The following is a 20,205-nucleotide window of genomic DNA, read 5'->3' on the forward strand; positions in this document are numbered from 1 at the left end:
ATTAAGCCCTCAGGCCTGTTGATTAGCGGATCACGTGCCACGTCCAGTCTGCCGCAACGCTACTGTCAACGCGTACCTCCGAACCTGACCAGGAGACAGTAAATGCGGTCTCGCGGCCATCAGGGGTCGTCACCGTTATTCTGCGGGACTCATCACTTTGAGACGGGTAGACGGCAAGATCCAGGCCTTCAAGGTAGTCGTAATCGGGGCGGTCAGTTCGTGCGCCAAGCGGCAGCACTGATCCTTCGCGAACCCAGAGCGGGATGCTGTCGAACGCGTGCGTCTCAGTGCGCCACGAACCGCCGGCGACAATCTCCCCCGTGAAAAAGTTCGTCCATCGCCCTGCCGGCAAGTAGTACTGCACCTCACCGGACGCGCTGAACACCGGCGCCACCAAAAGCTGCGACCCAATCATGTACTGTCTGTCGAGATAATCCACCGCTGGATCATTCGGGAACTCAAGTTGCATGGGCCGCATCACCGGCAAACCAGTCATATGTGTTTCCCGACCGACTTGCAACAGGTACGGCATGAGCCGGTTCTTGAGCTGGGCGAATAAACGCGTGACCTCGACGGCGCTCTGACCGGGCTCTTCAGCCCCGTCATCAAAGAGCCAGGGCACACGGTAACTCGTCGAGCCATGGAGTCTCGAGTGGCTCGACAGCAGTCCAAACGCAACCCACCGCTTGAAAACGGCGGAATCCGGCATCCCCTCGAAGCCACCGATGTCATGGCTCCAGAACCCGAAGCCGCTCATCGCGAGCGAGAGGCCGCCACGAAGCGTTTCAGCCATTGACTCGAAGCTTGAGGAATTATCTCCTCCCCAATGCACGGGCATCTGCTGGCCACCGGCCGTCGCCGAGCGCGCGAACAGTACGGCCTCGCCCTTTCCTCGGTACTCCTCGAGCACCTCGAAGACCGCCTTGTTGTACAGCTGCGTATACAGGTTATGCATGGCGGCGGGATCAGTACCGTCGAACCAAACCACATCGGTTGGAATCCGCTCACCAAAGTCCGTCTTGATTGCATCGACGCCCTGCTCCAGCAGCGTTCTGATCTTTCCTTGGTACCACGTGACTGCGTCCGGATTTGTGAAGTCGATGAGCGCCATGCCCGACTGCCACATGTCCCACTGCCAGACGTCTCCATTTTGCTTCTTCACAAGGTAATCCCCCGCAAGGGCCTCCTCGAAAGCGGAACCACGCTGGGCGATGTATGGGTTCATCCACACGCTCACGCGCAGATCCTTGCCGTGGAGACGCGCGAGCATCCCATCCGGATCAGGAAACACTCGAGTGTCCCATTCGAAGTCTGTCCAGTTGAATTCACGCATCCAGAAGCAGTCGAAGTGGAAGACGCTCAGCGGCAAGTCGCGCTCGATCATTCCGTCGATGAACCGCGACACCGTCTTTTCGTCGTAGTTCGTTGTGAAACTCGTCGACAGCCAGAGGCCATACGACCATGCGGGAACCTCTGCGGGGCGACCGGTCAGCTGTGTGTAGCGCTCAATCACATCGGCCGGTGTCGGCCCGTCGATCACGAAGTACTCGAGCACCTCCCCAGGAACGGAAAACTGCACCTGTTCGACTGCTTCACTGCCCACTTCGAAAGAGACATGCTCCGAGTGATTTACGAGAACGCCGTACCCGCGGTTAGTGAGGTAGAACGGAACGCTCTTGTACGCCTGCTCACTCGAAGTCCCACCATCGGCATTCCAAATATCTACGGTCTGGCCGTTCTTGATGAGCGGGCCGAATCGTTCCCCCAAACCATAAACGAGCTCGCCCACGCTGAGCGAAAGCTGCCCATGAAGATACCGAGTTGCTGTTGGCCGACCGTCAGCTGACGCACCCACTTCACCTACGGGCTCAATGACGATGGCAGCGTCTGGTGCCAAGTCCATGCGGCCGATCGATTTTCGGCCACTGCGAGTCAGCTCTCGACCATTCGACGCGAATGACAGATTCCACGGACTTCCCGCTTCAACACGAGCCGTGAGCGACCCGCTGATCAACGCACCCCCAGCGCTGTCGATTCTGATCTCGGGTTCAACATTGACCGCGCCCGGCAGTTCAAATCCTCGATGATGGGCTGAGCCGAGATGGTTCTCAATGCGCACTGCGATGACGCCGTCGAGCGGGCTCGACAGCGACACAGTGAGTGCAGGCCGGTTGAGCGTGTCTCCACGCGTCGCAATGACTCGTGTCGGAGCCGTCACACGAAGTGACTGCCCCACCCGCTCGATGTCGTATGCCTCTTGGGCGTACAGCGCGGTCACGCCCGTGCGGGTCTGCCAGAATCCGTCGGTGAACTTCATTACTTGACTGCTCCTGCGGTGATACCCCGGGTGAGGGTGCGTTGGAAGATGAGAAAGAAGATGAGGGTCGGAATGAGACCGAGCAATGCCGATGCGCTCGTGGTGGTCACGTCCATGAGACGATCTCCCTGCAGTACGGTGATCGCAACAGGAACTGTCTGCGTGGAATTGCTGATCAAGAATGTGAGCGGAATCAGGAATTCATTCCACGTCCAGATGAAGAAGAAGATCAGCAGCACACTCAAAGTGGGGCGAGAGATCGGAAATACAACGGTCCAGAGGATGCGCCACCGGCTGGCTCCATCAAGGGATGCTGCCTCGAGCAGTTCTTTCGGAAACGTACCGTACACAGAGGCAAGCAAGTAGGTGCCAAACGCAGATTGGATGACGGTGAAGATAATGATGATTGCCCATTGGCTGTCGTACAGCCCTACCTGCTTGAACATGAAGTACAGCGGATAGAGCAGCACCTCCTGCGGCAGCATGTTCGCCAGCAGGATGAGCACGACGATCCAGGTGCGTCCCTTTACCCGGCCGATCCCCAGGGCAAAGGCATTGAGCATCGATATCACCACTGCGAAAACCGCGACGAGCCCGGAGATATAGATGCTGTTCCACAGCTTCTCGGGAAAGTTGACGCGCTCCCAGAACGAGGTGAGGCCATCCGTGTAGAGCTCAGTGGGCAGAGAGAGCGGACCAGAGGTGGCGTAGTCCTCAGGTGATTTGAACGAATTGATGAGAATCATCAAGAACGGCACGGCAATAAAAAAGCCGATCACGAGAGCGACAACGAGTATGGCCCAATCGCTTGCGGTCTTGCGACTCCGACCTCGGGTGCGTCTCCCTGACTTCCCGGTTGTCATCAGCTCTGTAGTCATCTTGCCTGCTCCTCTTTGCGCTCAAGGCGACTCTGGAAGACGATGAAGACGATGCTGACAATCGCGATCACAATGGTGAGTGCCGTCGCGATGGTCGCGCCGTAGCCGACCTGCTGTGATTGAAAGAACTCGCTGTAGGCGTAGTAGGCGGGGACGATCGTCGATGTCCCTGGGCCCCCGCCGGTGAGCGCATACACGGGACCGAAGACCTTCAACGCCGCAATCGTGCACGTCAGTACGACGACGAAGATCTCAGGACGGATGATGCTCATGGTGATGGCTTGGAACCGCTGGAACCAGTTGGCACCATCAAGTTCCGCTGCTTCATAGAGTTCGGGATCGACGCGCTGCAGCGCAGCCATGAAGATCACAACCGGGTAGCCCAGCTGCACCCAGATCATGATGACCATGATGCTTATCAGCGCTGTATCCGGACTGCCCAGCCAATTGTGCTGAAAATTCTCCAATCCGATCCCGCCAAGCACATTGTTGAGAGCGCCGTTCTGCGGACGCAGAATCCACCCGATCACGATGGCGGCGATCACAGAGGGCATGATTTGCGGCAGATAATATGTAGCGCGCAGGAAACTTGCGATCTTGCCGCCAAATTTTCGCCCTATGAGGTCGAAGAGCATTGCCGCCAGAACAAGCCCGAGCAACGTCGGTAGCACGACCATCGCGAGGATCATGGCAATCGAGTTGACGAACGACGTCCAGAACGTGGCATCGCCGAAGAGCTTTACCCAGTTCGCGAGTCCGACCCACTCCGGAGGTTTGATTCCCCGGTAATCAGTAAACGATAGGTAGATGTTCCAGAACAGCGGGATCACGATGATCACTGTGAGCAGGGCGAGGCCGGGAATCAGGTAGTACCAGTAGGTGCGCGACGTGGCCCCAGGGATGATCCCGTCAGGCGCCCTGCGATGCGCGCGGACACGTTCAGCTGTTGTCACCATCAGAAGTCCTTGGATTCGGTGAGAGGGAGTGAATGGATGCTGCAGAGCAGAGCGCCGCAGCATCCACACAGCTCAGCCGACGATGTCGTCGACGCCTGCCTGATACTGCTCGCCCAGTTGCTTCTGCACGTCAGCCGGAGATTTCGTACCGTTCACCAGCTCCTGCAAGCCGGCGTTGAGTTCGTCGTAGAACGTTGCGGTCGGCCAGTCAGGGTAGAACGCGATACCGTCGCGCTCCGTCAGAGTGTTGAAGTTGGCAATCAGCTCCTGGCTATCCGCATCGATATCGGCCTCGTCAGCGGCGACAGGAACACCGCCGTTGTTCCCAATGAGTGCTTGGATATCTGGACGCATTGTGATGTCGATAAATTTGTACGCGAGGTCTTTGTTCTGCGCTTTCTCGGGCACTGACCACATGTTGCCTGCTGAGCCAGGGGACATCTCGGCGCCAGGGAAGAGGAACGTCCCCCAGTCAGAGTCCATCTCGGTGTTGAAGCGGTTGTACCACCAGCTTCCGGAGAAGAAGATTGGATATTCACCCGAGATGAATGCCACTCCAGCGTCCTCAGCTTTGAGTCCGGTGGAGTCCGGTGAGATGAATCCCTTGTCCGTCCAATCAGCGACGGTCTCTGTCGCATACGAGATCTCGGCCCCCTCGAAGTCCACGTCATCGGTGTACAGCTGATACGCGTCGACCCAATCGCGGTCGGCTTTCGTCAGCGCGAGCTGGTACCAGAGCTGCCCGAGCGGGTATTCAGCAGCAGCCTCAGACAGCGGTGTGATTCCCTGGTCAACGAAAGTCTGCATCACGCTGACAAACTCGTCGAGGGTAGTCGGGACCTCAAGCCCCGCGTCCGCAAACATGTCTTTGTTGTAGTAGACCTCGACGTACTCACCATAGTTGGGCACGCCATACCAACTACCCGACCCCATGATGCCGTCTTCGTTGTACTTAGCCGTCGTCTGCAGTGAGGGCGCAAGTTTCTCGTCCCAACCGTACTTTTTGACCTGCTCATCGAGGTTGGTCAGCAGCCCCTGACTCGAGAGCAAGCCGGCAGTCGCATTTCCTTTGTTGTACTCAAGGATGTCGGGCGCTTCGTTGGAGTTGAGAACTTGACTTGCTGTAGATCGAATCTGTTCAAAGCTCTTCTCCTCGAATTGAACGGTAGCGCCCGTCTCCTCCTCGAAGACCTTGATCGCTTCGGCCCACGCGATTCCCATTGCACTGTCCGCGTTCTCGTAATGCCAAAGAACGAGAGTATTTTCATCGTGAGAAGCTCCCCCGGAGCACCCCGATAATGCCATCGCACTGAGTGCCGCCACGGCAACTGCCGCCGCGGCTTGTCTGCGAAGTATCACAGCTTTACCTCCTCGTAATCCACTGCGCTTCGGTGTCTGAAATTTGAATGCAGGTTAAGCGTTTCGACAGATCCGAATGCTGCGAGTCTAAACGTTTCGACGCAACGAAAACAAGACATTTGTCGAACTAAACCACAAATCTCGATGTGGTCGAGTCCGTGAGTATCCGTCACCGGTACCGTAGAGGTGATTTCCTGTTGAAAAGAGGCCGCAAGCACCGATGTATGTAGACCTTCCCGAAGCAGAGCTCGCTGAGTACCGCAGCTCGCAGATCGATCCGACGGACTTCGACGCGTTCTGGACGCAGACGCTCGAGAGCGCTCGCGCCGCGGCATCCTCCCCTGTTCTCACCCGAGTCGAGACCGGACTCACAACGATCAACACGTACGACGTGACCTTCTCCGGGTTCGCGGGACAGCCGGTGAAGGCGTGGCTGCGGGTCCCCGCTGCGGCGAGCGCACCGCTTCCGACGGTCGTCGAGTTCGTGGGGTACGGCGGCGGGCGCGGGCACGCCCTCGACAACCTCATGTGGGCGAGTGCCGGCTTCGCACACCTGCTCATGGACACTCGCGGGCAGGGCTCCGGCTGGGCGACGGGCGACACCGCGGATGCCGACGGAACGGGCCCACAGGCACCCGGCTTCATGACTCGCGGCATCGACCACCGCGACACCTACTACTACCGACGCGTGATCACCGATGCGGTTCGGGCGCTCGAGACCGCGCGCGAACTCGACATGACGGATGCCGCTCGCACGGCGATCACCGGTGGGAGTCAGGGCGGCGGCCTGACGCTCGCGGCCGCGGGTCTGGTGCCAGACGTTGCGGCGGCTGCGCCCTATGTTCCGTTCCTCTGCGACTTCCGACGCGCGACCGTGATCACCGACAACCACCCGTACAAGGAGATCGGCGGTTATCTCGCGGTTCACCGCGGCAAGGTCGAGGCGGTGCACGAGGTGCTCGCGTACTTCGACGGGGTGAACTTCGCCCGACGGGCGACCGCTCCCGTGCTGTTCTCGGCGAGCCTCATGGACCCGGTATGCCCTCCGTCGACGATCTACGGCGCGTACAACGAGTGGCGCGGGCCGAAGCAGATGAACCTGTGGCAGTACAACGGGCACGAGGGCGGCGGGATCCTCGACCGGGAGAATGCACTCCGGTTCTTCCGCGAGACGATGCGCTGACACTCGGCGCCCGCGACCGCCGCTGACCGCGGTGGTCGCGGCCACCATAAACTGGAGGGCGTGATGGGCGAACGGCTTTCAGATACCGGGCAGTGGCTCGAGTCGAGCGACGGCACCCGGTGGTGGTTCGACAGCGGCGCCCTGTGCCTGGACTTCGCCTACACGGGAACGATGGGCGGCGAGCCGAGGGATGCCGGTTACGGCTGGGAGCGCCTCGTCAACGCGGCGGACCTCGACGAGTGGCTCGGCGATCGCTTCGATGTCAGCGCCGCCGGTGATCGAGACCTCCGCGATGCGCATACGCTGCGGGATGCCGTGATGCACGCCGCTCAGGCGATCGCACGCGACGAAGACGCCCAGCGCAGAGACATCGACGTCATCAACCTGTATGCCGCGACGCCCGATCTGCCGCCGCGACTCGAGGGCGGCTCCCGCCAGGCCGGACGCACGAAGCCTCGTGCGGCGCAGGCCCTCGCCACGATCGCTCGTGACGCCGTCACTGTGCTCGGGGCCGAGCGCCCGGGCACGATCCGCACGTGCGATGCCGAGGACTGCGACCTCATCTACCTCGACACGTCACGCGCAGGCTCGCGGCGCTGGTGCTCCATGCAGCGCTGCGGCAATCGGCACAAGGTGCGTCAGCATCGAGCCCGTCAGCGTGCGAAGGCGGCCGAACGCGCCGCATCCGCTCAGCTCACCTGATTCGACCAGTAGCCGTCTGCACCGAGAACGGGAACGACCTCCGCGGCATCCACCGTCCCAGCGGCGACGACCGCGTCACGCTCTCCGTCGTCGATTCGCGCCTGACCCACTGTCGACGCGGTGTACAGATGCCCGACTGCACGTCCCAGTCCGGTGAACGCTGCGCCTGCCGCCGCGGCCTCGGGTGAGGAGTAGTCGATGCCGACGGTAGCGAGTGCGTCGACGACAGCCCCCGCCGTGAGCAGAGCATCGACGGCGAAGCCCGCATCGGCGGACGTCTCGGCGACGATCGCAACGCGGACGCGCTCACCGCGGTCGATCTGATGTTGGAAGACCGCCTGTGCGACGGCCGTGCGGTTGCGCAGGGAGGCGGCGAGCACGAGTGAGGCGCTGCGGGCTGCGGCATCCATCGCATCAGCTGAGCCGGCCACGCGCTCGCCACGCTCGATGGCGCTCACGACCCTTCCGTCCGCGCCTTCCGCGAACACGATGACGCCCGCGCCCGATGAGATGCGTTGCCGACCAGCCGAGCCCCAGTCGAAGCGGACCTCATATCGTTGCTGTTGCGCTGCTGCCGTCACGCGACCAGCCTATGCTCAGTACCAGGTCGGATGCTCGCGCGGCTCAGGTATCACATCGGCGATGACTCGGTCGTACGGCGTGCGGTCCTCGGGCGCGGGCATGCGCATGGCCTGGCGGATGAGATCCCAATCGTGACGCGTGAGCTCCACGAGCCCCGGGCGCAGCTGGATGCCCCAGTTGCGTCGGTTTCTCGTGAGGTCGAGGTGTGACCGAAGCGGCCCGATGGGCGCCTCGATCGCCGGTCGGTACCAATCCATGCGTCGGCGCCACTGCTGAGCGACGACGCCCACACGATGATCTGCCGAGTAGACGTCACCGTCGGCGACGCGGCCGATCGCGGTGAACGCCCGAAGCGGCTCTCCGTCGCGTTCTTCGCGCGGGGAGTAGTAGACGAGCCCATCGGCTTCGCCCAGCCGGCTGATCGCCTCGCGACTGCCGTGGTTCAGCTGAGCGATGCCCTTGCGCACGGCGATGCGCACGTGATCACGGTGCACCACGCCGAGCCAGAAACGTATCGCCATGTGCTATTTCTACCCGAACCTGCCGACACAGGGCACACTGGAGAGTATGTTCGTGCAATTGAAGCTCGTACTCGATACGGATCCAGCCGCTGCCTGGCGGGCTCTGCGCTCGCCCACGGTGATGCGCGAACTGTATGCGCCGTTCGTGGACGTCGCTGTCGCGAAGGCGGGGACACGGTGGACGGATGCCGCTGACGAGGCCAGTCTTCGACTCGCCGGCCTCGTGCCCCTCGGCCGACAACTCATCAACCTGCGCTACGACGAGACGAGCCGGGCCGGTGTGAAGATCATGCGTGACACGGGAAAGCCCACGAGCGGTCCGCTCAGCACGCTGCGCAGCTGGAATCACCGTATGGCGGTCTCCGCTGCGCCTGACGATCCGGGCCGGACGCTGTTGCGTGACCGTCTGACCTTCCACGGTGCTGCCGCACCTGCGCTCTGGTATCCGCTGTGGGCGATCTGGCAGTGGCGCGGATCGCGGCTGCGTGACATGGCTCCGAGCTGGGCCTACGACCCCCATTTGCAGCACGACGGCTGACTCTCTCTCCCCTTCTTCTCCCACCAACCAACCCACCCCACCCACCAACCACCCCACCGCGCTATTTGTTCGGGTTTGCGCTACAGGAATTCCTGTAGCGCAGTTCCGATTCTGTAGCGCAGCGGGCAACCGGCAGCACACGCACGGGCTTGTGCGCGAGCTCCCAGCATCCGTCCGGTAAGCTGAACGCACTGGTGGGCTCAGTCCCCCTGCGTCGTAGAACGCTCCTTGATCCCCGGAAACGGGTCGATGACTTTTCGTACGGCGAACGAATGCGCGATCCCGCGCCTTCGCCATTCATCCGCACCGCGGATTCCACTGCCTGAAAGGCACCATGACCACTACGTCCTTCAGCACGCTCGGCGTGCCTGCACCCCTCGTCTCTGCCCTCGCGAAAGACGGCAAGACCGAGGCGTTCCCCATCCAGATCGACACACTCCCCGACACGCTCGGCGGTCGCGACGTGCTCGGCCGCGGCCGGACCGGAAGCGGCAAGACGCTCGCGTTCTCGATCCCGCTCGCCGCGCGCCTCGGCACGCAACTCGCCGGCGGCAAGCGCCGCCCGGGCCGTCCGCTCGGTCTCGTGCTCGCGCCGACTCGTGAGCTCGCGACTCAGATCGACGCCGTGCTTGCACCCCTCGCGGCGGTCTACGGCATGACGACCACGACGATCTACGGCGGCATCAACCAGCGCCGCCAGGTCGAGGCCCTGAACGCGGGCGTCGACATCGTTGTGGCGTGTCCCGGTCGTCTCGAAGACCTCATGAACCAGGGCCACGTGCGTCTCGACGCCGTCGAGGTGACGGTCCTCGACGAGGCTGATCACATGGCTGACCTGGGGTTCCTCCCGGTTGTCACGCGCATCCTCGCGGCAACGCCCGAGCATGGGCAGCGCATGCTGTTCTCGGCGACTCTCGACAACGGCGTGGACAAGCTCGTGAAGCGCTTCCTCCACAACGAGGTGCTGCACTCGGTCGATGACGAGACCAGCCCGGTCGACGCGATGGAGCACCACGTGTTCATGGTGGCGGATGCCGAGGGCAAGAAGGCCCTCGTCGAGAAGCTGGCCTCCGGGCTTGGCCGCCGCATCCTGTTCACTCGCACCAAGCACCACGCGAAGAAGCTTGCCCGTCAGCTCACTGCCGCCGGAATTCCTGCGGTCGACCTGCACGGCAACCTCTCGCAGCCGCAGCGTGACCGCAACCTGGCCGCGTTCAGCGACGGCTCCTCTCGCGTGCTCGTGGCGACCGATGTCGCGGCTCGGGGCGTGCACGTCGACCACGTCGAGCTCGTCGTGCACGTCGACCCGCCGATCGAGCACAAGGCGTACCTGCACCGTTCCGGCCGCACGGCCCGCGCGGGCAGCGACGGTACCGTCGTGACCGTGTGCCTTCCGACCCAGCGCGACGACCTCAAGAAGGTGCTGCGCAAGGCCGCCATCAACGTCACTCCGCAGAGCGTCTCCGCAGACTCGTCCCCGGTTGTCGAGCTCGTCGGCGAGACCGCGCCGTACGTCAAGCCGCAGCCGAAGCAGCAACCGCAGCAGGGTGGCGGAAAGTCGCAGGGCGCGAACGCTCGTCGCAAGCGCGCGGCGCGTGAGGGTCGTCAGGGGCAGGATGCCGCCCGCGTCGGTCGCTCGCGTCAGCAGGCGGACTCCGGTCGCCCCCGCCGCGATCGCTCCGGTCGTCCGGACTCCGTGAAGGCGGGTGCTCCCCAGTCGGGGGCCGCGGCCTCGAACGGTCGTCGTTCCGGCCAGGACCGTCGCTCGTCGGGTCGCTCGGGTGCGCCGGCGTACAGCACGTCGTCGACGGGCTCACGCACGCACCGTCGCGTCTCTACACGCTGACACGGGCTCGTCGCCCGCACTGACTTTGGGGCACATTGAAAGAGGCGGACCCGCTGGGTCCGCCTCGTTCATTCAGCTGCGGGGTTGAGCCGCTGAAACAGAATGTGGTCCTGCCACTTCCCGTTGATGCGCACATACCGTGGGGCGAGTCCGTATCGTTCGAAGCCGGCCTTCGTCAGAACGCGCTGCGACCGCAGGTTGTGCACGAGAGTTCCGGCCTCGAGCCGGTGCAGAACGAGTTCGTCGAATGCGTGACGCACGACAGCCTCGACCGCGTCGGTCGCGTACCCTCGGCCGCCGGCACGTTCGGCGACCCAGTAGCCGATGCTCGCAGACTGGAATGCGCCGCCGACGATGCTGTTGATCGTGATGCGACCGACAACGTCACCGCTCTCGTCGAGAATCGCGAAGGGCACACTGTGGCCGACTTCGTGGGCTTCGAGCGCTCGTTCGATCTCGGCGCTCTGCCCGGCGACGGTGAAGTATGCATCCCCGCGGATCGGCTCCCACGGAGTGAGAAAGCTTCTGCTCTCTGCGACCAGCTCGGCGAGAACTGCCGCGTCGGTCGGCCGCAGAAGGCGCACAGCATCACGCATTGTCCAATCATGTCGCTGCGTCCAGTCATGCGCAACGGCTCGATGTGGCATCCGTCATAGACTCACGCTATGCATGTACGCCCAGCTGAGCCCGCAGATGCGGAGGCGATCGCACGCGTTCACGTGCAGTCACATCGCGAGGCGTACACCGGGCTCGTCTCAGCCGTGGCGCTGAAGCGACGCACGATCGACGACCGGATTCAGGTCTGGCGTTCGGCCACGACGGATTCTCAGATCAGCGTCGCGGTGGCCCTCGACGGCGCCGACAACGTCATCGGCTTCGCGTCGACCTGCCCGTCACGCGATTCGCCGCCGGTGCGAGATACCGAGCTGCAGTCGCTCTATGTTCTGCAACGCTGGTACGGCTCAGGTGCGGGCCAGTCGTTGTTGGATGCCGTGCTCGGCGACCGGCCCGCCTCACTGTGGGTCCTCGCAGCCAACCCGCGTGCGCGAGCGTTCTATGTGCGCAACGGATTCTCCACGGATGGCGTGGAGCAGGAGCATCCTGGTTTCGGCAATGCCCTCATCGTGCGCATGGTGCGCTGACCGCTACATCCAGCGCTGCTTCTTGAACACGAAGTACAGCACCACGCCGATCAGCAGCATCAGGCCGAGCGCCATGGGGTACCCGAAGCCCCAGTGCAGCTCGGGCATGTTCGTGAAGTTCATGCCGTAGATCGCTCCGACGAGCGTCGGGGCGAACAGAATCGCCGCCCACGACGAGATGCGCTTCATGTCTTCGTTCTGCCGCTGCCCGACGAGCGTGGCGTTGACGGTGAGGATCTGCGCGAGCATCTCCCGCACGCTGCCGACGCGGGCCGTCGCTCGCGTCGCGTGATCCGACACGTCACGCAGGTACGCCTGAAGTCCCTCAGCGGTTCCGTATTTGTGGAACCCTGCGACGAGGTCGCCGATGACCTTCGCGAGCGGTGCGATCGCACGCTGCAGATCGTTGACCTCGCGACCGAGACGATAGATGCGCTCTGGCGCGGCGACATCCCCCTCGAACACCTGCCCCTCGATCTCGGCGAGGTCGTTCTCCACTCCCTCGATCACGGGGAAGTATGTGTCGACGATCGTGTCGATCACGGTGTAGAGAACAGCTTCGGTTCCGTGGCGCAGAACATCCGCGTCCTGTGTGAGGTCGTCTGGGTGCCATTCGGGGGCCTCGGATGCCGCTTGGCGAGCGATCACCACCCATTGGTTCTGCACCACGACGTGGAATTCACTCACGATGACGTCCTCGATGGAGTCTTCGTACCGCGCCGCGCGGAGCACGAGGAACAGCGTGTCGTCGTACCGCTCGATCTTGGTGCGCTGCCCCTTGTGCAGAAGGTCTTCGACGAGCACCGGGTGAAGTGTGAGGCGGTCGGCGAGCTCGTGGATCTCCTCGTCGGAAGGGCGATCGTACGCGACGATCGCGACGCGGTTCTCGCCCTGCTGAAGCGCGTCGGACAGCTCGTCGAGGTTGGCGTGGTCGAGCGCTTCGATGGGGCGACCATCATCGAGGACCGAGGTGCGCACAGCACCCGACGCGCGCGCGGCGACGGCGTTCGGGCTGCGGCTCCCCAGCAGCGGCACCCATCTCCGTCGTGACCTGTCTCCGGCGCGTCTGACGCTCACGTCTCCCCCTTCGTCACCTGGTGAAAGGGTAGCCGCTCCGGGGCGTCGGAGCGACGGCATCCTCTCGATTATGCGCGCGCCGAAACTCGTTGTACCGTCTCGATATGGACACCAAGGATGCTGTCGCTCAAAACCTCGATGTGATCATTCGACCGGTTCGCGACGTCGACGCCGAGTCGCTCGGCCGCGTGCACGCGCAGTGCTGGCACGAGACCTACGATCACCTGGTGAGCACAGCTGCGCTCGAGCGCGTCTCGCCGCTGCGTCTCGCCGAACTCTGGACGCACTGGACGAAGCAGGGCGACGAGTACCACCAGCACGCCGCACTCGTTGACGGCGACATCGTCGGATTCGTGGGCTCAGGCCCTGCCCGCGATGAAGACGCCCCACGCGAACGCGAGCTGTACTACCTGTATCTGCTCGCCGCGTACCACGGCACCGGAATCGGGCAGATGCTGTTCGATGCCGCGTGCGAGGACCGTCCGGGATATCTCTGGGTCGCAGACGACAACCCGCGGGCGCACGGCTTCTACAAGCGCAACGGCTTCACTCGCGACGGAGCGCAGCAGGTTCAGCCGTTCCTCGGCGAAGAGATTCTGGAGGTGCGCCTGGTTCGCTGATCGCCGCGAACTCGTCGTGGCTGAGTGCGCTGCCCGCGTTCCATGAGCGCTCGGCGAAGGCACGAAGAGGTGAGCGGATGCCGTCAGCGACCTGCGGGCACGTCTGTGCGCCGGGAGTGTCCGACCAGATGGCAAACGAGGTGCCGAGAAGCTGTTCCGGGTACGGCTGCGTGAGCTCCTGCACGCGGTCGGGCAGGCTGACGTGCCGCATCGGGAACATGCCGGGGTGCCAGTCGGCCGCCCAGATGCGCTCGCTCGTCGGGTAGCGGTACCCCGCCTGCTCGCCGAGCACGTAGTAGAACATCGCGTCGTTGACGTTCACCACCGAGTGTCCGCGCGCGAGAGCCTCGCGCACGGGGCGCATGCCGACGTTCCAGTTCGTCCACCAGGCGAACTGCACGCGTTCGTCGAGGGTGACGTGGCTGCTCCGCAGCATCCCGTCATTCCATACTCGCGGTACGAAACCACGCTCGATCAGGTGGTTCGCAATCGTGTTCACGAACTCGGTGAGCAGATCGAAGCCGGAGCCGCGTGGCCCGAAGCGCTCACGCGCGGTCGCGGCGAGCACGGGATACTCGTGGATGCGATCGAAGTCGACGAACTCGTCTCCCCCGAGGTTCCAATGCCGACTCTCTGCGAAGAGCTCCGCGTAGTCGTCGATGAGGTCGAGCGCGAAGTCGACCGCGCGCGGGTCGGTGATGTTCAGCGCGTGAGTCGTGTCGAGACCACTGTCTTCCGCGGGCAGCTGCAGGTCGGGATGCCGCGCCAGCACGTGCCGCAGGTGCCCCGGCATGTCCAGAGAGGGAATGACCTCGATGTGCCGGTCACGAGCGACGGCGATGAGCCGCTGTGCTTCGTCCCGCGTGATGTGCTCGTCGGAGACGATCTCCGGATGCCGCGCGCTCTCCAGCCGCAGCCCCTCGTTCTCTGAGAAGTGCCACTGCAGTGTCGTCACGCCGATATCGGCCGCGTCGATGATCAGCTGCTCGAGCCACTCGGCCGGGTAGAATTTTCGCGCCGCGTCGATGTGCAGGCCGCGCTCTCCGACGGCGGGAACAGAGCGAATGGATGCCGCGGGCACGCACCCCTGCGCCCGCAGGTTGTGCAGCAGCTGGCGCGTTCCGCGGAAGGCCCCCGCGGCGGTCCGGGCACGAAGTACGACGTCGCCCTCCGAGATCTCGAGCTCGAAGCCCTCCCGGCCGAGCGTCGTATCGTCGGAGCCTCGCAGCACGAGCGACGCGACTGCGGCATCCTCACCGTGCGCCCCGTGCACCCTGAGCACCCCAAGTTCGACGCGCAGCCGCTCAGCCTCGCGCTCGAACTCGGCGCTCTCGGCGACGACGCGCACGCTCCGCGGCGCCCATGCCCCGCCGTGCAGCGTCAGCTCGCTCGGCTGAGGAATCGCCGCCCACACCAAACTCACACCACAGTGTTGACGGCGGAGTAGCGCTTGATCGGGGTGGTCGACAGATCGGGGCGCACCAGATAGGTGATGCCCCGGGCGGTGCGACGCGAGGCGTCAGCAGCATCCGTCGAGGTGATGAAGCACGGGTCGACGCCCGTCTCGCACAGCCGCACCCACGCGTCGAAGATCGCACCTCCGGGACTCATCGCCGTGCGGTTGACGGGAACTCCGGCGTCGTCCACCTCGATCACGATGCCGGCCGTGCGCTGCGGCACCTCAGACGTGCGCCCGCGCAGCTCCTTCGCAAGCTCGGCGAACCGCAGGCCTTCCGGTTTCGGTGTGCCGTCGTTCGCGATGAGGCCCAGCGAGTACTCGAGTTCCGGAAAGTCCGCGAGCTCACGGCTCACATCGTGCGAGCACCACCAGGTGATGCCCCACAGGTTCCCGGTCCGCGCTGCGGTGCGCACGGTCGCCTCGACGAAGTCGGGAACCTCCTCGCGCGTCAGGCAGTTCGAGGGAGCGCCCACCTCCTGCAGCCAGATCGGCCGGTCGGCGTCGCGCTGGAAGGCGCGCGACAGCTCGATGAGGTACTCAGCGTGGCGGTCGGATGCCGTCGAGCGTCCGCCGTACAGCCGGGCGGTTCCGTTGAAGATCCACGAGTGCACCGTCGTCATGTCACCGATCTGGCTCGCGTGCGCCGGGGTGAACGGATGCCCGTCGAGGTACCAGACCGCGTCGTACTCACTGTGCACGTGATCGACGTTCGGCGCGGTCTCCGTCGCGGCGTTCAGCAGGCTGGTCAGCCACGTTGCGGCCTCGTCCTGCGAGATCCGCCACGGCGCCGGGTGCGGGTCATCGGAGAACTGGTTGACCTCGTTGCCGAGGGTCAGCCCGAGAAAATTCGGGGCATCCGCGAGGCTCTCCCCGAGCCGACGGACGAGTTCCACCTGACCGCTCAGCGCATCGGGGTGGGTGAACATGTTCTTGTCGTGCCAGGTGTACAGCCAGGCCGGCACGAAGTCGAAGCTCGACATGTGGCCCTGAATCACGTCGACGCCCACATCGAGGCCGAACTCAGCCCCCACGTCGACGACGGTGCGCACATCGTCGAGCGCCTGCTGGCGGATGAGCGTGCGGTTCGGCTGAAGAACGGGCCAGAGCGGAAAGATCCGCACATGGTCGAGCCCAAGCTGAGCGATCGCCTCGAAGTCTCGACGGACGTTGTCGGCGGAGAATGCCATCCACGAATGCATCCATTCGCGACTCGGCGTGTAGTTGACGCCGAAGCGCAACGGCGACGTGCGCAGGTCCTCACGGGGCATGTGGAAGCTCACCATTCCTTCTCAGCAGCAGACGAATACCGGATGCCGCGATTCAGACCGCGCCTGTGCGACAGCCGCTAATTCGGTTTAGGTCACTGTCCATCCAGTATGCATGCCAGGATGCCGCTTTCTGAACGTGCCGTCGCGCAGGAACTCCCCGTGCACGATCAGAAATCGTATGACATACTGAACTCACTATACCGTTTTAGTAGCGGGTTTCAACGCCGCAAAGCCCGCTCTTCAAAGGAGAAGACATTGCTGGTCGCCCATCATCCGCTGGCCTCCTTTGTCGACGACGCCGAGAACATCGCAGCTTGAGACGGTTGACCGTAAGGAGAATCTCGTGAATCAGCAGCGACGATATACCCCGTACCTCCTGGTGCTGCCGGGAGTCATCTGGGTACTTGTGTTCGCACTGTGGCCATTTCTGAACACCGTCGGGCTCGCGTTCACCGATGCGAGACCGCTCCGCCCGGCCACCTTCGTCGGTCTGGAGAACTTCGTTCGGCTCTTTGAAGACGACCGCTTCATCTACGCGCTGACGACGTCGCTCGTGTATGTCGTGGTGTGTGTTCCGCTGCTGACTCTGCTGCCGCTGCTGCTGGCGCTGCTCGTCAACACGAAGGTCCCCGGCATCGGCTTCTTCCGCACCACCTACTACTTCCCGGTCATCGCGTCGGCGGTCGTCGTCGCGATCGTGTGGGAGTTCCTGTTCTCGGGGCACGGCGTCATCAACCAGGCGCTCTCGTTCTTCGGACTCGCCGATCGACCGATCGAGTTCCTCTCCGACCGGTGGCTGCTCATCGGGTGTGCCATCGGGCTGACGGTCTGGAAGGGCCTCGGGTACTACATGGTCGTGTACCTCGCTGCTCTTGGAAACGTCGGCCGCGAACTCCACGAGGCCGCCGCGATGGACGGCGCGAATGCGTGGCGCCGCTTCTGGTCCGTCACGGTCCCCGGCGTCCGCCTCCCCATGCTTCTCGTCGCGGTGTTGATCTGCGTCTCGGGCATGCGCGTCTTCACAGAGCTGTACGTGCTCTCGAATGGTTCCGGCGGGCCCGGTGGACGCGCGATGAGCCTCGTCATGCTGATCCAGTCGATGGGCAGCGGACTCAACGGTCAGGTCGGCTATGCGTCAGCCATCTCGCTCGTGCTGTTCCTGCTGACACTCGTGCCGCTCGCGTTCATGGGAATCATGAACAACGGCGACAGCATCAAGGAGCTTCTCGCCAACCGTCGAGCAGCCAAGACGTACGCGGCAGAGCGTAAGAAGTCAGCGAAGAAGAGCACGCCTGAGCACGCGGAGGTCGCACGATGAGCATCCTGAAATCTCGCCCGAAGACAGCAGTCGAGACAGAGACGGATGCCCCGGCTCCGACCCGCCGCGTCAAGGACAAGCCGTATCGCGTCCGTGGCTCTGCCGACATCATGAAGCCGACGCGTGCCGGACTCGTCGGGCGCTATGCCCTCATGGTCGTCGTGCTCGGCATCATGGTCTTTCCGTTCCTGTGGCAGCTGTCGACCTCGTTCAAGGGTGCGGGAGAGGACATCTACTCGTTCCCGCCGAAGCTCCTCCCCGAGGAATTCACATGGTCGAACTACCTGGATGTCTTCAACACGATTCCCGTGCTGGACTACGCGTGGCACTCACTGCTGGTGGGCGTCGGAACCGTGCTCTCGAACGTCATCTTCGCCACGTTCGGCGGCTACGCGCTCGGCTGCCTGAAGTTCCGCTTCAAGGGCATCATCATGGCGATCTTCTTTTCGACGCTTCTGCTGCCCGGCGAGGTCACGCTGACCAGCCAGTACCTGACGATCAAGACGCTCGGTCTGCAGAACACCCTGTGGGGTGTGTTCCTTCCCGGTGCGATCGGAGCGGTCAACGTGCTGCTCATGGCAGCGGCGTGCCGCATGATTCCGAAGGAGACCCTCGAGGCGGCGACGATCGACGGAGCCACGACGTTCCAGCGTCTGCGTCACATCGTCTTCCCGAACATCCGCGGAATGATGTCGGTCGTTGCGCTCTTCGCCTTCATCGGCGCGTGGGATGACTTCCTGTGGCCGCTGGTGGTGCTGTCAGATCCGGCGAACTACACGCTCACGGTCGGCATGCAGTATCTGAACTCCAGCTTCGGGGCGAACCCTCGTGTGATCGCTGCCGGAACGATGGTCGCGCTGATCCCCATCATCATCCTGTTCGCTGCTCTGCAGAAGCACTTCTTCAAGGGTGTCGAGGAGGGTGGCGTCAAGGGTTAGAACGCCGCACCTGACGTCGAACAGCCCGTCTGCACAGCGGATTCACCGCGCAGGCGGGCTGTTTGCTTCCGTGCACTGAGTGCACAAGCCGGATGTAGCAGCTCGGACACAAGCAGCTCGGACACAGAAGCCGGACACAGAAGAGGGCCGGCCCGGGCTTCTGCCCGGACCGGCCCTTTACGTCGCACAGCGTGCGCGTGACGCGTTACTTCACGACGTTGTTCTCGCAGTAGGTCAGCCCCTTCTCGAGGGCATCCTCCGCGGAGATGTCACCGCGAACCGCGAGCGCGATCTGCTGTGTCACGTAGGTGTTCATGGTATCGGTGAAGAACGGCTCTGCCGTCGTCTTGGCCTTGTCCATCTGAGATGCCGCGAGCTCGGTGGCCTTCTGCTGAAGCTCGATCTCCGACTCACCGGCGAAGCTCGTCGGGTCTTCGTTGGCCTCCTTGGTTCCCGGGAAGAAGCCGGGTGCGAGCTTCACGAACTCGACCTGGTTCTCGTTGTTCGTGAGGTACTTCGCGAAGGCAAGAGCGGCAGCCTTGTTCTGCGAGTTCTCAGCGACGCTCACTCCCTGAACGAACAGCGGCGGAGCACCGAACGCGTGCGAGACGCCGACCTTGTCGACGAGGTTCGGCGCGTTCACCGAGAGGTCGTTCTCGACGTAGCTCGGAGCGGAGGTCGTCCACACCACGGTGCCCTGGTTGAAGGCGTTGACGTTGCTGTTCGCCTCACCCACACCGTTGAGCGCCTCTGCGGAGACGCCGCCGGCCTTGTACACGTCGGCGTAGCGGTCGATGATCTCGGCAGCCTCCGGGGTGTTGAACGCGAACTTGCCGTCGGCGTAGATGTCGAAGTCGCCGCCGGCGTCCTCGATCGCCGCCTTGATGACTGCGAGGCTCGGAACGGAGGAGATCGTGACGATGCCCTCGCCACCGAGCGTCTCCGACATGTTCAGCATGTCGTCGAAGCTCTCGGGGATCTCTGTGACCCCGCCCTCTTCCATGAGTCCCGTGTTCCAGAAGTTCAGGTCGGTTCCGAGGTACCACGGCAGACCGTAGACACCGTCTGCGCCGTCGTACGTGTACGCGTCGAGTCCGCCCGGAACGTAGAGCTCGAGAGCGTCAGGCGCATCCTTCTTGAAGTCGGAGAGCAGCCCCGCGTCGACGAGCGAGTTCGCCATGTCCGGCGGCAGGTTGATCACGTCTGGCAGCTGGTTGGACTCGGCTTGCTGAAGCACCTTGTCTTCGTAGCCTTCGGCCGGCTGATCAACCCACTTCACGGTGACGTCAGGGTACTTTTCCTCAAACGATTTAATAAGGTCTTTGAAGTACGGAGTGAACGTCTCGTTCTTCAGTGACCACGACTGGAACGTGATCGTGCCGGCGATCTCGCCGTCTGCCGATCCGCCACTTGCGGCCCCGCCTCCCGTGCATCCAGTGAGGACGAGACCGACAGTCGCGGCCACGCCCAGTGCGAATACGCTTCCTTTTCTCACAAACTT

The 20,205-nt window shown here is 63.3% G+C and carries 20 protein-coding genes; 9 read left to right on the plus strand and 11 right to left on the minus strand.

The window, feature by feature from the left end:
• Positions 1 to 22 precede the first annotated feature (22 nt).
• The 4 genes from yicI to ACSAGD_RS10310 all read right to left on the minus strand — a co-directional run bounded on the left by yicI (position 23) and on the right by ACSAGD_RS10310 (position 5,456).
• Complete coding sequence (yicI, locus tag ACSAGD_RS10295; RefSeq protein WP_437582643.1) at positions 23 to 2,317, minus strand: alpha-xylosidase; 2,295 nt, start codon at positions 2,315 to 2,317, stop codon at positions 23 to 25.
• Positions 2,317 to 3,195 carry a carbohydrate ABC transporter permease gene (locus ACSAGD_RS10300; RefSeq protein ID WP_437582644.1) on the minus strand — a complete coding sequence of 293 codons (879 nt, stop codon included), beginning with the start codon at positions 3,193 to 3,195 and terminating at the stop codon, positions 2,317 to 2,319. Before ACSAGD_RS10300 ends, yicI begins: the two co-directional genes overlap by 1 nt.
• The gene (locus ACSAGD_RS10305; protein ID WP_437582645.1) at positions 3,192 to 4,151 is read right to left on the minus strand and encodes a carbohydrate ABC transporter permease; all 960 of its coding nucleotides are present in this window, start codon (positions 4,149 to 4,151) and stop codon (positions 3,192 to 3,194) included. Before ACSAGD_RS10305 ends, ACSAGD_RS10300 begins: the two co-directional genes overlap by 4 nt.
• Positions 4,152 to 4,223: 72 nt before the next feature.
• Positions 4,224 to 5,456 carry an ABC transporter substrate-binding protein gene (locus ACSAGD_RS10310; RefSeq protein WP_437585159.1) on the minus strand — a complete coding sequence of 411 codons (1,233 nt, stop codon included), beginning with the start codon at positions 5,454 to 5,456 and terminating at the stop codon, positions 4,224 to 4,226.
• 274 nt (positions 5,457 to 5,730) lie between these two features.
• On the opposite strand from ACSAGD_RS10310, the gene ACSAGD_RS10315 reads away from it, so the two are divergent.
• On the plus strand, positions 5,731 to 6,693 hold the full coding sequence (locus ACSAGD_RS10315) for an acetylxylan esterase (protein WP_437582646.1): 963 nt from the start codon (positions 5,731 to 5,733) through the stop codon (positions 6,691 to 6,693).
• 63 nt (positions 6,694 to 6,756) lie between these two features.
• Positions 6,757 to 7,395, plus strand: coding sequence for a CGNR zinc finger domain-containing protein (locus tag ACSAGD_RS10320; RefSeq protein ID WP_437585160.1), 639 nt, complete (start codon positions 6,757 to 6,759; stop codon positions 7,393 to 7,395).
• Here ACSAGD_RS10320 and ACSAGD_RS10325 read toward each other — a convergent pair.
• Positions 7,383 to 7,976, minus strand: a complete 594-nt coding sequence (locus tag ACSAGD_RS10325) for a 2-phosphosulfolactate phosphatase (protein WP_437582647.1) — start codon at positions 7,974 to 7,976, stop codon at positions 7,383 to 7,385. The two genes, ACSAGD_RS10320 and ACSAGD_RS10325, sit on opposite strands and share 13 nt — an antisense overlap.
• Positions 7,977 to 7,991: 15 nt before the next feature.
• Positions 7,992 to 8,498, minus strand: coding sequence for an EVE domain-containing protein (locus ACSAGD_RS10330; RefSeq protein WP_437582648.1), 507 nt, complete (start codon positions 8,496 to 8,498; stop codon positions 7,992 to 7,994).
• Between the two features lie 46 nt (positions 8,499 to 8,544).
• Between ACSAGD_RS10330 and ACSAGD_RS10335 the strand changes: the two genes are divergently transcribed.
• On the plus strand, positions 8,545 to 9,036 hold the full coding sequence (locus ACSAGD_RS10335; protein WP_437582649.1) for a hypothetical protein: 492 nt from the start codon (positions 8,545 to 8,547) through the stop codon (positions 9,034 to 9,036).
• A 334-nt stretch (positions 9,037 to 9,370) separates the two neighbouring features.
• Complete coding sequence (locus ACSAGD_RS10340) at positions 9,371 to 10,882, plus strand: DEAD/DEAH box helicase (protein WP_437582651.1); 1,512 nt, start codon at positions 9,371 to 9,373, stop codon at positions 10,880 to 10,882.
• Positions 10,883 to 10,950: 68 nt separating this feature from the next.
• Here the strand turns inward: ACSAGD_RS10340 and ACSAGD_RS10345 are convergent, their stop codons facing one another.
• Positions 10,951 to 11,478, minus strand: coding sequence for a GNAT family N-acetyltransferase (locus ACSAGD_RS10345; protein WP_437582652.1), 528 nt, complete (start codon positions 11,476 to 11,478; stop codon positions 10,951 to 10,953).
• A 69-nt stretch (positions 11,479 to 11,547) separates the two neighbouring features.
• Between ACSAGD_RS10345 and ACSAGD_RS10350 the strand changes: the two genes are divergently transcribed.
• Positions 11,548 to 12,024, plus strand: coding sequence for an N-acetyltransferase family protein (locus ACSAGD_RS10350; protein ID WP_437582653.1), 477 nt, complete (start codon positions 11,548 to 11,550; stop codon positions 12,022 to 12,024).
• Between the two features lie 3 nt (positions 12,025 to 12,027).
• Here the strand turns inward: ACSAGD_RS10350 and ACSAGD_RS10355 are convergent, their stop codons facing one another.
• Positions 12,028 to 13,101: a magnesium and cobalt transport protein CorA gene (locus ACSAGD_RS10355; protein ID WP_437582654.1), complete on the minus strand. Its 1,074-nt coding sequence runs from the start codon at positions 13,099 to 13,101 to the stop codon at positions 12,028 to 12,030.
• 104 nt (positions 13,102 to 13,205) lie between these two features.
• On the opposite strand from ACSAGD_RS10355, the gene ACSAGD_RS10360 reads away from it, so the two are divergent.
• A complete protein-coding gene (locus tag ACSAGD_RS10360) occupies positions 13,206 to 13,721 on the plus strand; it encodes an N-acetyltransferase family protein (protein ID WP_437582655.1) in 516 nt (171 codons plus the stop codon).
• Here the strand turns inward: ACSAGD_RS10360 and ACSAGD_RS10365 are convergent.
• Positions 13,648 to 15,144, minus strand: coding sequence for a family 20 glycosylhydrolase (locus ACSAGD_RS10365; protein WP_437582656.1), 1,497 nt, complete (start codon positions 15,142 to 15,144; stop codon positions 13,648 to 13,650). The genes ACSAGD_RS10360 and ACSAGD_RS10365 overlap by 74 nt on opposite strands.
• Positions 15,141 to 16,448 carry a glycoside hydrolase 5 family protein gene (locus tag ACSAGD_RS10370; RefSeq protein ID WP_437582657.1) on the minus strand — a complete coding sequence of 436 codons (1,308 nt, stop codon included), beginning with the start codon at positions 16,446 to 16,448 and terminating at the stop codon, positions 15,141 to 15,143. Before ACSAGD_RS10370 ends, ACSAGD_RS10365 begins: the two co-directional genes overlap by 4 nt.
• 120 nt (positions 16,449 to 16,568) lie before the next feature.
• Here ACSAGD_RS10370 and ACSAGD_RS10375 point away from each other — a divergent pair, with 120 nt between their 5' ends.
• Genes ACSAGD_RS10375 through ACSAGD_RS10385 form a run of 3 tightly spaced genes read left to right on the plus strand, consistent with a single transcriptional unit; the run spans position 16,569 to position 18,704 of the window.
• Positions 16,569 to 16,766, plus strand: a complete 198-nt coding sequence (locus ACSAGD_RS10375; protein WP_437582658.1) for a hypothetical protein — start codon at positions 16,569 to 16,571, stop codon at positions 16,764 to 16,766.
• 25 nt (positions 16,767 to 16,791) lie between these two features.
• Positions 16,792 to 17,766, plus strand: a complete 975-nt coding sequence (locus ACSAGD_RS10380; RefSeq protein WP_437582659.1) for a carbohydrate ABC transporter permease — start codon at positions 16,792 to 16,794, stop codon at positions 17,764 to 17,766.
• On the plus strand, positions 17,763 to 18,704 hold the full coding sequence (locus tag ACSAGD_RS10385) for a carbohydrate ABC transporter permease (protein ID WP_437582660.1): 942 nt from the start codon (positions 17,763 to 17,765) through the stop codon (positions 18,702 to 18,704). The genes ACSAGD_RS10380 and ACSAGD_RS10385 overlap by 4 nt, the downstream gene beginning before the upstream one ends.
• A 205-nt stretch (positions 18,705 to 18,909) precedes the next feature.
• Here ACSAGD_RS10385 and ACSAGD_RS10390 read toward each other — a convergent pair whose 3' ends face one another.
• On the minus strand, positions 18,910 to 20,169 hold the full coding sequence (locus tag ACSAGD_RS10390; protein ID WP_437582661.1) for an ABC transporter substrate-binding protein: 1,260 nt from the start codon (positions 20,167 to 20,169) through the stop codon (positions 18,910 to 18,912).
• Positions 20,170 to 20,205 lie beyond the last annotated feature (36 nt).

The organism is Paramicrobacterium salitolerans, assembly GCF_051513965.1.
GTDB lineage: Bacteria > Actinomycetota > Actinomycetes > Actinomycetales > Microbacteriaceae > Paramicrobacterium.

What these genes read in the sequence shown, in the direction of transcription:
- yicI (WP_437582643.1), bottom strand. Translation starts at nt 2,317, where the DNA reads ATGAAGTTCACCGACGGATTCTGGCAGACCCGCACGGGCGTGACCGCG.
- ACSAGD_RS10300 (WP_437582644.1), bottom strand. Translation starts at nt 3,195, where the DNA reads ATGACTACAGAGCTGATGACAACCGGGAAGTCAGGGAGACGCACCCGA.
- ACSAGD_RS10305 (WP_437582645.1), bottom strand. Translation starts at nt 4,151, where the DNA reads ATGGTGACAACAGCTGAACGTGTCCGCGCGCATCGCAGGGCGCCTGAC.
- ACSAGD_RS10310 (WP_437585159.1), bottom strand. Translation starts at nt 5,456, where the DNA reads ATGGCATTATCGGGGTGCTCCGGGGGAGCTTCTCACGATGAAAATACT.
- ACSAGD_RS10315 (WP_437582646.1), top strand. Translation starts at nt 5,731, where the DNA reads ATGTATGTAGACCTTCCCGAAGCAGAGCTCGCTGAGTACCGCAGCTCG.
- ACSAGD_RS10320 (WP_437585160.1), top strand. Translation starts at nt 6,757, where the DNA reads ATGGGCGAACGGCTTTCAGATACCGGGCAGTGGCTCGAGTCGAGCGAC.
- ACSAGD_RS10330 (WP_437582648.1), bottom strand. Translation starts at nt 8,498, where the DNA reads ATGGCGATACGTTTCTGGCTCGGCGTGGTGCACCGTGATCACGTGCGC.
- ACSAGD_RS10335 (WP_437582649.1), top strand. Translation starts at nt 8,545, where the DNA reads ATGTTCGTGCAATTGAAGCTCGTACTCGATACGGATCCAGCCGCTGCC.
- ACSAGD_RS10340 (WP_437582651.1), top strand. Translation starts at nt 9,371, where the DNA reads ATGACCACTACGTCCTTCAGCACGCTCGGCGTGCCTGCACCCCTCGTC.
- ACSAGD_RS10345 (WP_437582652.1), bottom strand. Translation starts at nt 11,478, where the DNA reads ATGCGTGATGCTGTGCGCCTTCTGCGGCCGACCGACGCGGCAGTTCTC.
- ACSAGD_RS10350 (WP_437582653.1), top strand. Translation starts at nt 11,548, where the DNA reads ATGCATGTACGCCCAGCTGAGCCCGCAGATGCGGAGGCGATCGCACGC.
- ACSAGD_RS10360 (WP_437582655.1), top strand. Translation starts at nt 13,206, where the DNA reads ATGGACACCAAGGATGCTGTCGCTCAAAACCTCGATGTGATCATTCGA.
- ACSAGD_RS10370 (WP_437582657.1), bottom strand. Translation starts at nt 16,448, where the DNA reads ATGCCCCGTGAGGACCTGCGCACGTCGCCGTTGCGCTTCGGCGTCAAC.
- ACSAGD_RS10375 (WP_437582658.1), top strand. Translation starts at nt 16,569, where the DNA reads ATGCCGCTTTCTGAACGTGCCGTCGCGCAGGAACTCCCCGTGCACGAT.
- ACSAGD_RS10385 (WP_437582660.1), top strand. Translation starts at nt 17,763, where the DNA reads ATGAGCATCCTGAAATCTCGCCCGAAGACAGCAGTCGAGACAGAGACG.